This window comes from Colwellia sp. PAMC 21821 (assembly GCF_002077175.1).
Classification (GTDB): domain Bacteria; phylum Pseudomonadota; class Gammaproteobacteria; order Enterobacterales; family Alteromonadaceae; genus Cognaticolwellia.
In genome coordinates, this window is record NZ_CP014943.1 from 3,962,545 (window position 1) to 3,977,196 (window position 14,652).

Consider the following 14,652-nt stretch of genomic DNA (forward strand, 5'->3'; position numbering starts at 1 on the left):
AGAATAACTTGCTTAGCGCATAATTACATTAACCTCACTTGTTGGTGTATTGTGTGAATTGGAAAGAGTTTATAGAAAATAGAAATCGCTTATTTTGGTTGGTTCATACCGCTGGTTGGTGTGGTTTTGCCTTAGTACATTACTTAGGCTCATTACTGCACGATTTACGTGATATTTTTCTTGTTATTATCTTATTAAATGCCTATGCCGGTTGGTTATTTACCGCACCACTTAGGTATATATATCGTCGTATCTGGAATTTTACACCCTTAAAAATTGCCATCGTGGTGATATTAGCTTCCTATTGCACCGGTGTATTATGGCAGGTAGTCAAAAACATCAATTATTGGGAAATATATAAGCACGGTTATCGACCTGACTTCTGGCTTTATTACACCAAAAATAGCCTGTTATCTTTCTTTATTATTTTAAGTTGGAGCGGCTTATACTTTGGTACTAAATACTACCAAATGCTGCAAAAAGAAAAACAAAATGTATTACGCGCTAATACTGTCGCTCATCAAGCGCAACTTAAAATGTTACGTTATCAACTGAATCCTCACTTTTTGTTTAATACCCTTAATGCAATATCAACCTTAATTTTGGTGGAAGAAAACAAAGCCGCTAATGGCATGGTGACTAAATTAAGTGAGTTTTTACGTTACTCACTTGAAAAAGATCCCATGAAGCGAGTAACGCTCGATAGCGAATTACAAGCACTCAGGCTTTATTTAGATATTGAAAAAGTGCGCTTTGAAGAGCGATTACAAGTAACCTTTGATGTTGCTAATGACTGTAAATTTGCTTTGGTGCCTAGCATGATATTACAACCATTAGCTGAAAATGCGATTAAGCATGCCGTTGCAGTGCAAGAACAAGGCGGCGGAATTCATGTGAAAGTACACAGATTTGGTAACGATTTATTGATAGAGTTAGCTGATGATGGACCTGGTGCCGAAATTAAAAATGGTAACTTATTTCGAGAGAATGGTGTTGGTTTAGTCAATACCCGTGAACGATTGCAGGCTTTATATCAGAATGATTTTTCTTTAGTTGTTGCCAACAATACACCAACTGGTGTTAAAATCAGTATACGCATTCCCTATGAAGTTGGCCATCGAGTATGAGCAAGCAGCTCACCACTATAATTGTTGATGATGAACCCCTTGCCAGAAAAGGCCTCGCGGTTCGTTTACAAGCACACCAAGACATTAACATTATTGCCCAATGCAGCAATGGCAGAGAAGCATTGGAAGCGGTTAGGGCTTATCAACCTGATCTCATATTTCTCGATATTCAAATGCCAGGTTTAAACGGTTTTGAAGTCGTGGAAGCTATTATTGAACAGGACTTATTATTGCCTATGGTGGTTTTTGTGACCGCTTATGATCAATACGCCATGCAAGCCTTTGAAGTACACGCACAAGATTACTTACTTAAACCCGCTGACGAACAACGCCTAGCGCAAACTTTAGATAAAATTCGCCAAAGCCTTAGTAGTGAAGTAAATGCACTCCACAAATCAAAATTAGTGCGTTTAGTGAGTGATGTAACCGGTAACGATTGTGAAAAAATCCTACAAGAATTAGAAAACAACGAACCCGTTAGTATGTCGAGCTATTCCGACGTATTAGCAATAAAAGACGCCGGAGAGGTTAGCCGGGTACCCGTTAAAGATATTCTATGGATCGACGCTGCCGGCGATTACATGTGCGTACATACCCATGAAAATACCCATATTTTACGTAAAACCATGAAACAGCTTGAAGAAGTATTAGATCCTAGACGCTTTTTACGCAGCCATCGTTCTACTATAGTAAACAAAAGTTACATTGATAAGTTTTGCAGCCAACTTAATGGTGAGTATTATTTAGTGATGTCAAACGGCAAAGAATTAAAAGTCAGCCGTAGCTATAAAGAGAAAGTTAAGAAAGCGGTGACGGCATAACGGTTAGATCTTAAAATTAATCTTTCATGAATAGATATTCTGTCCCTATTTAAACAGAAACTTCTTACTCGTTGCATTAGTTTGTATGTAATATGTTGATTTTATGTCGTGTGCACCCCTGTTTTATCTAAAAATAGTGCAGCTGAGTTTTACTTTCCCATGAAAATATAAAATATAAAATATAAAATAAAAACTGAAAAACCGAAGTAACAGGCTTTTTAGCCCGACTTAAATTGGCAATATCCCTGAAACTTGAATTAATGGCAGAAACTGAACCTTCTCAAATTGCTATTAACGTATCTACACTATCAGAAAAAGTAGCATCGCTTGCTCGTAAATGCATGAAATTATTAAATTCTAGTAGATAACTGTCTCTATATGGTTATCGTTAACAAGTATTGCTCATTGGTATAATACTCCGTTAAAAAAGGTTTGAAGTATCGAGCCTTATCAGGGAAGTAGCGCTTAAAAAAATAATAATTTGACTGAGTAAATTGAATTATCAGTAAACAAACAAGGATGGAATAAAATGCAGATATTAATGGTTAGGTTAAGGGTTAAGTTAATGGTTAGGTTAATGGTTGGATTAATGTTGTTAACTTTAGCCGCGGGCTGTGCATCAAGTTCGGATTTAGATAAAAGTGCTCAAAAGCACATTAAATCCGGAAATTATTACCAATCTATCGGTCAGCCTCAAGCAGCGAGAGAAGAGTATAGTGAGGCTGATAAAGATTTTGATCAAGCAGGGGAAGTGTTTTCCATCTTGGTTGATTTATTTAATCACTTTTCAAAAGACGACTAATGTTAACATAAATAAGTTAATGAACCCGCTCAAAAAGTTATTATATTTGGAGTACCTCTAAGTGCAAAGTATTGATCGTTATATGGAAAACAACTGCAATGAGCAAGCTATGACTCCTATAGCTAACCTTGATATTGCTGAGCTTGAAGACCGCCTTTCTGTCATATTACCTGACTCGTACAAATATCTATTGTCAAATTACGGTTTACTTCACACGCCTAATGTTATGACTAAAACATGTGATTTATCAGTCGAGCTTTCTCAAGTGCAAGACTTTTTAAGCCTTGAAGATGTATATTCACTTTCTAAATTATATGAAATGAGTGGTATGCCAAAAGGTCATATCGTGTTTGCGTCAGATTGTAAGGGCAACATGTTTTGTTTTAAACTTAGCGATTGTGAAATCGAGCACACTGATGTACCCGTATGGTTTTACGAACATGAATTTCATATTGTGAAAAAAGTATCAGACAGTTTCTGCGCATGGATCGGGGATTTCAATAAAGACTAGATAAGCTGACTTTTCTTTTATTTTCATTACCCTAGATATTATTTATGCTAAATGTTCTATGCTTATGTATTATGTAATTAAGGTTAATATATCTACTTATCTAACTGTAATTCACTTTGCTTTATATATAGATATACAAAACACAGTTTACATTTATGACATTTACAGTAAGTATTCATAGGTTCAAATAATAATTTTCTTACACCATAACTAATAAATAACCTGTAAATGAGCAATAAATAACTAATAAAGAATCGAGTCCCTATTGAATGGTTACTAAACATAAAACGGCACAGTAATATTGTGAATGTAGATTTTTGTTTGAAGGCGCCATTTAAAGATACTAAGTAAAATCCTTTGTTAAAAAGAGTAATGTGCCAATGAAATATAAGTTAAGTGCAAGCATAACAATATTGTTTTTGTTGATTCAAATTACACTTGCGGCTGTTTACAGTGAAAAACCGATAACAGGGCTGGTTATTGATTACTTTTTCGGTGGGGTAGTTGGTTTAGTTTTAGTTTTTTGTGTCACTTTATTTATCTTGAATTACTGGCTTTTTTCCGACCAAAGTAAATTTAATACCCAACTAGCTAGCTTAGCTTGGCAAGATGAGCATTTTGAATCTGATGTTCGTCAATTGGTATCTAAAACAAACTCTTCTGATAGCAAAGATACGGTACTTTTTGAAAATCTTGCAAGAATACTAAAGCGATTTGTTGATATTATTGACGAGATAAACGAATCATCTAATCATTTATCTGAAAACTCTACTAAGGCTAATAACCTTGCCGAAAAAACCAATGAGGGAATAATTAAACAATATAATGAGTCTAATGCTATTTCTTTAACAACGGAAAAAATTGCTTCTGCTGTCAGGGATATCGCCAATAATAGTAATGCGGTGGCTGACGCAGCAACGCAAGCAGGCGAGGATGCACACCTAGGGCAATCGGTCATTGAAGGCGTTATAAACTCGATAAATGAACTTGCGAAAGATGTTGAAATAGCCGTTTCTGGCATTGAAGAGTTAGCGATACACAGTGAGAAAATTGGTTCAATCGTCAGCGTTATTAATGATATATCTAGTCAAACGAATTTACTGGCCCTAAATGCGGCCATTGAAGCCGCTCGCGCTGGAGAAGCCGGACGCGGATTTGCAGTAGTCGCGGATGAAGTTCGAAACCTTTCACGGCGCACGGCAAATGCCACGATCGATATTCAAAGTATGATTTCAGAGCTACAAGTTGATAGCCAACATGCCGTGACCTTAATTACGAAGGGGAAAACTAAAGCCGATGAAAGCGTCGTAATGGCTTTAAAAGGGCGTAAGTCATTAGATCAAATTACTGAGGCTGTAGCGACTATTTCAAGTATGAGCATGCAAACAGCCACAGCGGTAAAAGCGCAAAGTGAATCGGTTGAACATATTTACACTGGACTACAAAATTTAACCTGTATGATTGATGAAACAGCGGTATTCGCTGAAGAGAGTGCGGCAACCGAGCAAGAACAAACCCTGATGATGGATTACATTAGAGCAAAGCTTAATTTAGCCAACTCTTCGGTTAGCCCTAACACCATTAAAATTTATAGCTATCAAGTATCTCCACCCTTTGTTACTGGCAAAGGCCAAGGCTTAAATTATGAATTAGCACAATACTTAAACAGTAAGTTAAATGGCGAATATAAATTTGTTATTTATCGTTTACCCAGATCTCGGGTAAATATGCTAATAGATAGCACTGAAAAAGGTATTATACCTTGGACACTTCCCGCCTGGCACGAAGATGCAAACGAAACTAAGTATCAATGGACACATGGCTATACTCAAGAAGCTAATTGTCTTCTGTCTAGCATTGATACTCCGTTTGAATATAAAGGACCTGAATCGTTAAAAGGTCATACTTTGGGTGGATTAGTAGGGTATCGATATTTAGGATTAGATGAGTTGATCGACAGTGGTGATATTAAACGCGTGAATGTCAGTCATGCCATGGAGAATATTAAAAAACTCATGGCAAAACGAGTAGATGTAACACTATTAACGCAATCAACGGCACGTTATTTGATCACAGAAATGAAACTAAAAAACCAAATTCATTTTTCAAATAGTAATCACCAAGACTTTACCTACAGAATGATGATGAACTCGTTATCAGGCGAGTTACAAAATAGGCTAATGAAAATATCAAAAGAAATGTTAACAGATCAAGCATGGTTGTCGCGCCTAAGTAAGTATCGCTAGGCATTGATAAACACGTATCGATTAAATTATAGATATAAAAAAAGAGTAAACAACACTTGTGTATACTCTTTTTAAATTTTTATTAATCTGGCGACATACAGCTTATTTAGCTAATTCGATCGGACCTACTTCTATAACACGTTTACCGAAATTCTCACCTTTTAAAAGGCCGATAAAAGCACTTGCTGCTTGTTCTAAACCGATAACTTTATCTTCACGATATTTAATTTTATCTTCAGCAAGCCATTGACCCATCGCTTGACTAAATTCGTTGTAACGATGACCGTAATCATCAAATACGATAAAGCCTTGCATTTTAATGCGCTTAACTAATATTAGCCCCATCAGTTGTGACATTCTGTCAGGCCCTGAAGGTAGCTCAGTAGCATTGTATTGTGAAATCAAACCACAAACAGGTATCCGCGCACTAGCATTTAATAGTGGCATTACAGCGTCAAAGACAGAGCCACCGACATTTTCAAAATATACATCAATACCGTCTGGACATTGCTCAGCGAGTAGCGTTGCTAAATTGCCATCTTTATGGTTTAAACAAGCGTCAAAACCAAGCGTGTTAGTGACGTAGTTACACTTTTCTTCATTACCGGCGATACCAATAACACGACAACCTTGTAACTTCGCAATTTGGCCGACTAAACTGCCTACAGCACCACTTGCTGCTGCCACAACTACGGTTTCACCTGTTTTTGGTTGGCCAATGTCGAGTAAGCCCATATAAGCAGTTAATCCCGGCATACCTAGCACGCCAAGTGCATATGATGGTGTCGTTAACGCTTTAGGTAACGTTAACAGGTCATCACCATTAGATAGCGCGTAATCTTGCCAACCGGTATAAGCCACAACTAAATCACCAACTTGGAAATTGTCATTAAGGGATTGTTCAACACGACAAACCGCGCCACCGACCATAACTTCGTCAATAGCAACCGGTTCTGCGTAAGACTTAGCATCGCTCATACGGCCACGCATGTACGGGTCAAGGGATAAATATACCGTTCTTAACAATACTTCACCTTGGCTTGGTGTCGGTATTTCAGCATTAATAAGGTTAAAGTTCTCGGCTGTTGGTGCGCCTACAGGACGAGAAGCTAAAGTAAATTGTCGGTTTTGCTGCCAATTTTGTTTTAATGACGGAGTGCTATCGGCATTATTAACTATTTTCGATGTCATTATATTGTCCTAACTAAATTTCATAAGTGTTAGAGATAACATAGCCAAAATTCTATCGAGATATTTTGGCTATGTGGAGTTTGTTGTAATGACTTTACTTATTAGCTTAATTTTTTAATTAAACGTGCAGCCGCTTCGCTTGAACTAGCCGGGTTTTGGCCACTGATAATACCGCTGTCTTCAACAACGAATGATGCCCAGTCGTCACCTTTTTGATAGTTTGCGCCTTGCTTAATAAGTTCATCTTCAAGTAAAAATGGCACGATGTCGGTTAACTGAACTGCTGCTTCTTCACTGTTAGTAAAACCAGCCACTTTCTTACCTTTAACAATTGGGTTGCCATTTTTGTCTTTAACATTAAGCAATACAGACGTTGAATGACAAACTACAGCTACAGGCTTATTTTGTTCGATAAAAGCTGAGATCAAGGCAATAGAGTCTTGATCATGAGTTAAATCCCACATTGGACCGTGACCACCAGGGTAAAATACAGCGGCATAATCATTCGCATCGACAAGATTTAACTTGGTCGTTGTTGCCAATACTTTTTGATTTTCTTTGTCTTGCTCAAAACGACGAGTAGCATCTGTTTGAAAGTCAGCTTCTGCGCTTTTTGGATCTAGTGGTGGTTGTCCGCCTAAAGGTGAGGCTAATGTTACAGAGTAGCCCGCGTCAATTAATTGATAATAAGGGGCAGCAAATTCTTCTAACCAGAAACCAGTTTTCTCGCCAGTGTCACCTAATTTATCATGCGAAGTTAATACCATTAATACTTTATTTGTATTTGTTGCAGTCATTTTAATTATCCTTTGCTGTTAAATCAGCGACTTGTTTTTAAAAGTAAAAGTTGATGAAAATACTTTTTTGAAAGTAAATATAATGAAGTAACAGAATTACGTACTTCAATCTATGCATAAAGTATATGCTCAATTTTTTTTAATACAATGCAGAGTAATTTGATATCTTTGTTTTAATTATTGATACAATTATTGGATGAATATTATTTATTTGGCAAAAATGGTTATTACAGGGGGTTAAGTGGACATTTCTTTCGAGCAGTTGAAGAGTATGGTGGTGTTTTCACATGTGGTTGAACAAGGAAACTTTAGTGCAGCAGCAAAGCATATAGGGCTTTCTAGAGCCGTAGTCAGTTACCATATAAAAAAACTAGAACAACAACTTGGCGTAACACTATTAAACCGTTCAACACGCTCTATTGCCCTTACACAGGCGGGTAGTGATTATTATCAGCGGTGTCGGATTATTGCACAACAAGCAAGTGCAGCGAATCAACAAATTGAAAACGTTAAAAATGAACCCGAAGGACTGCTAAAGATCACCTGTCCGGTAAGCGTTGGCTTGCATACTATTGTCCCTGCTTTAGACAAATTTCGAAATATTTACCCTAAGATAGAGCTTGATATTATGTTAACCGATGAAGTGGTTAATATTGTGAAAGAAGGTATTGATTTAGCGATTAGAGGCGCACCATTATCTGACTCAGGTTTACAAGCAAGAAAGCTTGCTGTGCTATCTACGTGTATTTGCGGATCTCCAGAATACTTTAAACAGCATGGGCGGCCGAATAAACCCAGTGAATTAAGTCAACATAATTGGGTTGTCTACAAACTTACCAGTAATAAATTAGCGCTTGAAAAGTCCGGGCGAACATATACAGTTGATATTAAAGGTACAATAAAAACTAATAATGCCACGGCAAGAACCGCTTTTGTTGAAGGGGGTCATGGTTTAGGCCGAGTGCCAACCTATGATGCCTGGCCAAAAATTAAAGCAGGGCGATTACAAACTGTTTTAGACGATTACCAGCTTAAAGCCATAGATGTTTATGGTGTTTTTCCGCCAGGGGCTGCAACGTCAAAAAAATTACGATTGTTAATTGATTTTCTTAAACAATTTTTTGATCAACAACAGGCAAAATTAATGACTAATTTTAATTCGAGCCCATAGCTTTCATAGCAGGTTATATTGAATGATGAAAATAAAATCAACGCTACTTTGTCTACTCTTAGCCGTTTTTGTATCTGGCTGTAGCTTCCGGTTTGTCTACAACCATTTAGATTGGTGGACTCATTGGTATCTTGATGATTATGTCACGCTAAATGAGCAGCAACAGCAAAATTTTGATCAGGACTTTGAGCAATTACATTTATGGCATAGAACAACGCAGTTACCTGTTTATGCGCAACAGCTTGAAAGCCTTAAAGTTGCGATTAATGATGAAATAAACGAGCAACAAGTCACCGATAACTTAGCGAAATTTATTCAACATTGGCAAAACTTCTTAATAGCTGCAGAGCCTAGATTACAAGTGCTAGCATTTAATTTATCTACCGAACAAAAACAGCAGTTATTACAAGCATTACAAGCGGCTAATCAAGAAAATATCGACGACATTGAAGATCTTTCTGAGCAAGAGTGGCAAGAAGAACGAAGCAATGAGCAAAAAGATCAACTTAAATACTGGTTTGGTAAGTTAAGCGCTGAGCAAAAAGTGCAAGTTACATTGATGAGTAAAAACTTTCAACGCTCATTTTTACCTCGCATGGTTTACCGTCAACGTTGGACACATCAATTTGGAGAACTTTTAAATGGCGAACTACCTGATCATCAATTTAAGTTCGAGTTTTATCGTTTATTTGTAAATGGTCGTAGCTTAAGAGACGAAAAATTAAATGCGATATCAGCTAATAATAATCAAGTGTTTGCGAAAATTTTTGTTTATATGGTAAGTACTGCCAGTGATAAACAACGTAAGCGAATTAATAAAAAAATTGATAAAGTGATCGGTGATTTAGCGTACTTAATTAATAATGATTAATACAACGTTGACTCATTTAATACAGTAATTTCTACTTTAACTATTGATAAATATAAGCTAAATATAAGGTAAGGATAAGGTAATTAAGCAATGCCGTTTAAAGGTTTAATTATGATCAGTGGTAATTTTTAATATAGATGTTAGAAATATTAAAACAAAAAAATAGGTAGCTATTATATAGCTACCTTTTTTATTTAACTTTCGTTTGTTATGAAGTTTTAACAAACGAGCGAGTATTTAACGAATTTAAGCAAAGTGCTTTTTAGTTAACGTTAATACTTTTAATGTGTTGGTTGCGCCAACAGTTTCCATTAAATCACCGTGCGTTAAAATAACTTTATCACCAGCAACTAATTCTGATCCTTTAACAACAGCAGACAATACGTCTTGTGCCATTTTCTCAGCATTCACAGCATCTGTAGAGTCAAATGCAACCGGATAAACACCACGATAAATAGCCGTTTTAGTTAACGTTTTAGGATGGCGAGATAATGAGTAAATCGGTAATCCTGAAGAAATACGCGACATAATTTGTGTTGTATGGCCAGATTCAGTCAAGGCAATGATGGCTTTAACACCGTTTAAATGATTAGCGGCATACATAGCTGACATAGCAATAGTTTCTGAAACTTCAGTAAACGTTGTTTCAACGCGATGTTTTGAAGTCGTCACTGAACTTTCTTTCTCAGCACCAACACAAACGCTAGCCATCGCTTTAACTGTTTCAATCGGATATTTACCGGCAGCTGTTTCAGCTGAAAGCATCACGGCATCTGTACCATCTAGTACGGCATTTGCAACATCCATAACTTCAGCACGCGTTGGCATTGGCTGCTCAATCATGGTTTCCATCATTTGTGTTGCGGTAATAACGACGCGGTTTAACTGGCGACTACGGGCAATAATATGTTTTTGTTTACCCACTAATGCTGCATCACCAATTTCAACACCTAAATCGCCACGGGCAACCATAACAACGTCAGACGCTAGAATAATACCATCTAATACATCGTTGTCGTTTACTGCTTCAGCACGTTCAATTTTAGACACTAAGCGAGCATCACAGCCAGCTTCTTGTGCTAATAAACGCGCTTCACGCATATCAGCAGCGTCACGTGGGAATGAAACGGCTAAGAAATCAACATTAATTTTTGCTGCTAGTTTAATATCTTCTTTATCTTTAGCAGTAAGTGCAGGGGCAGTAAGACCACCACCTTGACGGTTAATGCCTTTGTTGTTTGATAATGGACCACCAACCGTGACTTCAGTAAAAACTGATTGTCCCTTAGTTTCAAGTACACGTAATTGCACACGACCATCGTCTAGTAACAAAATATCACCAGGGATAACATCTTGTGGAAGTTTTTTGTAATCAATGCCCACTTTTTCCTGACAACCTTCACCTTTTTCTAATGAAGCGTCTAATTCAAACTTATCACCAATGGCTAATTTAATAGGACCATTTTTAAACGTTGATACACGAATTTTAGGTCCTTGTAAGTCACCTAATATACCGACGTAAATACCAAGTTCTTTTGATAACTCACGTACAGTGTTTGCGCGGTCAATATGATCTTGTGGAATACCGTGAGAGAAATTCAATCTAACAACGTTTACACCTGCAGCTAATACTTGTTTTAATACTGATCTATCGTCAGTTGCCGGACCTAACGTCGCGACAATTTTGGTTCTTCTAGGCATTGTAATCCTTAAATTTATCTATTTTTTATGTGTTTTACAGCGATTGGTTATTCACCCGTCGCAACTAATTAGTCTTTACGTTCAAAGCGTGAGCTACGTAAACTATCTTTAACTTTCTTTAAGTTGTCTCTAAATTTTGTGCCACGACGTAACGTAAACCCTGTTGCTAAACAATCAATTAAGGTCAGTTGCGCAATGCGCGATGCCATCGGCATATATAAATCTGTATCTTCTGCAACATCTACGGATAAAACAAAGTTACATTCTTTCGCCAGTGGAGTGCCGGTGGTTGTAATACCTATTACAGTCGCGTCGTTTTCACGGGCTAAACTTGCCACATCAACCAAAGATTTTGTTCTACCTGTATGAGAGATAACAACAACAACATCACCTTGACGACTATTTATAGCACTCATACGTTGCATTAAAATGTCATCGAAATAAACTACAGGGACGTTAAAACGAAAAAACTTATTTTGCGCATCGTGTGCGACAACAGCAGAAGCCCCTAAGCCAAAAAACGAAATTTTATTGGCTTGAGTTAAAAGGTCTACTGAGCGATTGATGGTTGCTGTGTCTAAACTTTTACGCGCTAATTCGAGATTAGCCATGGTTGATTCGAAGATTTTTGAAGTATATTCTTCAGCCGAATCATTTTCATCTACATGGCGATTTACATAAGGCGTACCATTGGCAAGACTTTGCGCTAAATGGAGTTTAAAGTCAGGATACCCTTTAGTGTCAAGTCGACGACAAAAACGGTTAACTGTTGGTTCACTTATATTAGCTTGTTTTGCCAAGGCGGCAATACTGGCATGTATAACAGTACCCGGTGATGATAATATAACTTCTGCCACTTTACGTTCAGATTTACTGAAAGTATCTAACTCGTTGGCGATTTTTTCTAATATATTCATTACGTTTTAGCCTTAGCGCGTTACTTGGTTAGTATATGTTTGCTATTTTATGATCCAAACCAAGGGTAGCTGTAATTTATTTTCTGCCTTTACAACAGAAAATATGAAAATTTATTTCATATTTTAGGCTAATATAAAACAAAAGTAGTGAATTTTGCAAACCTTTAATCTTTTTTTGTTGAAAAGTAGCCTTGAAGTCGCTATTTTTAAATGAAATGTAAATAATGTAATAATATTACAGAAAGTGCTTTACTGCTGACGCTATAGCAGATAAATTAGCTTTAAATGTAGTTTAGTTACAGTAAATCAATAATTGAGAATACAAGCTATGAAAAACATAGATCACCCTTTAGCAAGTGAAATTGTTATTTTTGGTGCGTTGGGAGACTTATCTCGTCGCAAACTTTTACCTTCGTTATATCAATTAGAACTTGCGGGATTGTTAAGTGATGACACTCGTATTATTGCTGTTGCCCGAAACGAACTTACACTTGATAAATTTGCTAAACAAATAGATGAAAGCTTAAACGAGTTCATCTCTGAAGATTTAGATGCTGCAACGGTAACGAAATTTTTATCGAGACTGGTTTATCAACAACTCGATTTTAAAGATATTAAAGCCTATAGCGAACTTGCTAAAACCTTATCGTCAGTAGAGGGCGCGCGCGTCTATTATTACTCAACGCCTCCTGCTATTTTTGGTGATATTAGTGAAGGCTTAAAATCAGCCAAGTTAATTGAGGCTGCTGACAGAGTGGTAATGGAAAAGCCTATCGGACATTGCTTAGAATCATCAAAAGTAATTAACGATCAAGTATCTCGCTACTTTAAAGAAAAACAAATTTATCGAATTGATCATTACTTAGGTAAAGAAACGGTTCTAAACCTGTTGGTTTTACGTTTTGCTAATAGTTTATTCACCAATAATTGGGATCGTAACTGTATCGATCATGTGCAAATAACGGTTGCAGAGTGTGTTGGAATTGAAGGACGTTGGGGCTTTTACGATGAAGCAGGTCAAATGCGCGATATGGTACAAAACCATTTGTTACAAGTGCTTTCACTACTCGCTATGGAACCACCTGCAGATTTAAGTGCCGATAGTATTCGAGATGAAAAATTAAAGGTTATAAAAGCACTTAAGCCTATAACGCTTCAGAATGTTAAAGAAAAAACGGTACGTGGCCAATATGCCGATGGTTACTTAAATGGTGTTGCCGTGCCAGGCTATTTGAATGAAGAGGGTGCTAAAGCTAATAGCACAACGGAAACCTTTGTCGCCATTAAAGCAGAAATAGACAACTGGCGTTGGGCTGGCGTACCATTTTACTTGCGTACAGGTAAACGTATGCCGCAAAAACATAGTGAAATAGTCGTACATTTTAAACAGCAAGCGCACAATATATTTAATGAAAGCTATGCCGAATTACCATCAAATAAATTAACTATTCGTTTGCAACCAGACGAAGGTGTTGAGCTTGAAATGATGAACAAGATTCCTGGCATTGCGTCACAAATGCAGATCCATGAAAACAAATTAGATTTAAGTTTTTCAAAAACCTATGACAACCAGCGTGTTGTAGGTGCTTATGAACGCTTATTACTTGAAGTGATTAAAGGCGACCAATCATTATTCGTTCGTCGTGATGAAGTAGAAGCAGCATGGAAGTGGGCTGACAGTATTATTGAAGCATGGCAATCAACTAATAGTGTACCTAAACCTTATGCAGCGGGTTCGTGGGGACCTGTTTCATCAATTTCTTTAATTGCGCGCGATGACCGCCAGTGGGTAGAGTAATGTATAAAATTAATGAATTCGAAGCACGTGAATTACTAGATGAATCTCTGGCTGATAACGTTGCTGCACTATTAACTGCTGCTGTTGAAAGCAAAGGGAAAGCGAGCATTGCGGTTTCGGGGGGCTCAACACCTAAAGGTTTTTTTCAAGCATTATCGAAGAAGAAACTAGCGTGGAAGTCAATTACGATTACTTTGGCAGATGAACGTTGGGTTGATATCAAATCAAGCGACAGCAATACCAAGTTAGTACATGAAAACTTATTACAAAATGAAGCGGCAAATGCTAATTTTTTTCATCTAAAGCAAGGTGAAGATTTTAGTAAAGATACTTTAGCTGATTTAAACCTCGCAGCGAATCAGCAGTTACTACCTTTAGATGTGCTTATTTTAGGTATGGGTGAAGATGGCCACACCGCTTCGTTATTCCCATGCAGTGATGAAATAACGCAGTGTCTTGCTGATGATAGTGATGCACTGATAAAAGTAACACCAAAAACAGCGCCATATCAGCGAATCAGTTTTAGCTTTGCAGCTTTAGCACAAAGCAAGAATACTTTTTTACACATAAGCGGTGCGAGTAAAAAGCAAGTGTTAGCAGCTGCTATTGCCGGGCAAGAAAGCCGAGAAATGCCGATCAGAGCATTTTTACAAGCGCCAGACGTTAATACACAAATTTATTGGGCACTATAATTATGAC

13 protein-coding genes are annotated in these 14,652 nt (G+C 37.2%); 9 read left to right on the forward strand and 4 right to left on the reverse strand.

Features of this window, described 5'->3' with window-relative positions; translation table 11 throughout:
• Positions 1-53 precede the first annotated feature (53 nt).
• From A3Q33_RS16755 to A3Q33_RS16775, 5 genes are all read left to right on the forward strand, one after another.
• Positions 54-1,127 carry a sensor histidine kinase gene (locus A3Q33_RS16755; protein ID WP_081180937.1) on the forward strand — a complete coding sequence of 358 codons (1,074 nt, stop codon included), beginning with the start codon at positions 54-56 and terminating at the stop codon, positions 1,125-1,127.
• The gene (locus tag A3Q33_RS16760; RefSeq protein ID WP_081180938.1) at positions 1,124-1,948 is read left to right on the forward strand and encodes a LytR/AlgR family response regulator transcription factor; all 825 of its coding nucleotides are present in this window, start codon (positions 1,124-1,126) and stop codon (positions 1,946-1,948) included. Before A3Q33_RS16755 ends, A3Q33_RS16760 begins: the two co-directional genes overlap by 4 nt.
• Positions 1,949-2,477: 529 nt before the next feature.
• The gene (locus tag A3Q33_RS16765; protein ID WP_155866795.1) at positions 2,478-2,750 is read left to right on the forward strand and encodes a hypothetical protein; all 273 of its coding nucleotides are present in this window, start codon (positions 2,478-2,480) and stop codon (positions 2,748-2,750) included.
• Positions 2,751-2,811: 61 nt separating this feature from the next.
• Positions 2,812-3,261 carry an SMI1/KNR4 family protein gene (locus A3Q33_RS16770; RefSeq protein WP_081180940.1) on the forward strand — a complete coding sequence of 150 codons (450 nt, stop codon included), beginning with the start codon at positions 2,812-2,814 and terminating at the stop codon, positions 3,259-3,261.
• A 380-nt stretch (positions 3,262-3,641) separates the two neighbouring features.
• Positions 3,642-5,507, forward strand: a complete 1,866-nt coding sequence (locus tag A3Q33_RS16775; protein WP_081180941.1) for a methyl-accepting chemotaxis protein — start codon at positions 3,642-3,644, stop codon at positions 5,505-5,507.
• A gap of 102 nt (positions 5,508-5,609) precedes the next feature.
• On the opposite strand, the gene curA is transcribed toward A3Q33_RS16775, so the two are convergent.
• Both curA and A3Q33_RS16785 read right to left on the reverse strand, forming a co-directional pair.
• Complete coding sequence (gene curA, locus A3Q33_RS16780; protein ID WP_081180942.1) at positions 5,610-6,698, reverse strand: NADPH-dependent curcumin/dihydrocurcumin reductase; 1,089 nt, start codon at positions 6,696-6,698, stop codon at positions 5,610-5,612.
• 101 nt (positions 6,699-6,799) lie between these two features.
• Positions 6,800-7,495, reverse strand: coding sequence for a type 1 glutamine amidotransferase domain-containing protein (locus A3Q33_RS16785; protein ID WP_081180943.1), 696 nt, complete (start codon positions 7,493-7,495; stop codon positions 6,800-6,802).
• A 241-nt stretch (positions 7,496-7,736) separates the two neighbouring features.
• Here A3Q33_RS16785 and A3Q33_RS16790 point away from each other — a divergent pair, with 241 nt between their 5' ends.
• Together A3Q33_RS16790 and A3Q33_RS16795 are read left to right on the forward strand one after the other, a co-directional pair.
• Positions 7,737-8,666, forward strand: a complete 930-nt coding sequence (locus A3Q33_RS16790) for a LysR family transcriptional regulator (RefSeq protein ID WP_081180944.1) — start codon at positions 7,737-7,739, stop codon at positions 8,664-8,666.
• Between the two features lie 22 nt (positions 8,667-8,688).
• Entirely contained in the window at positions 8,689-9,537 is an 849-nt protein-coding gene (locus tag A3Q33_RS16795) for a DUF6279 family lipoprotein (RefSeq protein ID WP_081180945.1), read from the forward strand.
• Between the two features lie 246 nt (positions 9,538-9,783).
• Here the strand turns inward: A3Q33_RS16795 and pyk are convergent, their stop codons facing one another.
• Positions 9,784-11,238 carry a pyruvate kinase gene (gene pyk / locus A3Q33_RS16800; RefSeq protein WP_155866796.1) on the reverse strand — a complete coding sequence of 485 codons (1,455 nt, stop codon included), beginning with the start codon at positions 11,236-11,238 and terminating at the stop codon, positions 9,784-9,786.
• 68 nt (positions 11,239-11,306) lie between these two features.
• Positions 11,307-12,155: a MurR/RpiR family transcriptional regulator gene (locus A3Q33_RS16805; protein ID WP_081180947.1), complete on the reverse strand. Its 849-nt coding sequence runs from the start codon at positions 12,153-12,155 to the stop codon at positions 11,307-11,309.
• Between the two features lie 328 nt (positions 12,156-12,483).
• Between A3Q33_RS16805 and zwf the strand changes: the two genes are divergently transcribed.
• Positions 12,484-13,953, forward strand: coding sequence for a glucose-6-phosphate dehydrogenase (zwf, locus tag A3Q33_RS16810; protein ID WP_081180948.1), 1,470 nt, complete (start codon positions 12,484-12,486; stop codon positions 13,951-13,953).
• Positions 13,953-14,645, forward strand: coding sequence for a 6-phosphogluconolactonase (pgl, locus tag A3Q33_RS16815; RefSeq protein ID WP_081180949.1), 693 nt, complete (start codon positions 13,953-13,955; stop codon positions 14,643-14,645). The genes zwf and pgl overlap by 1 nt, the downstream gene beginning before the upstream one ends.
• Positions 14,646-14,652 lie beyond the last annotated feature (7 nt).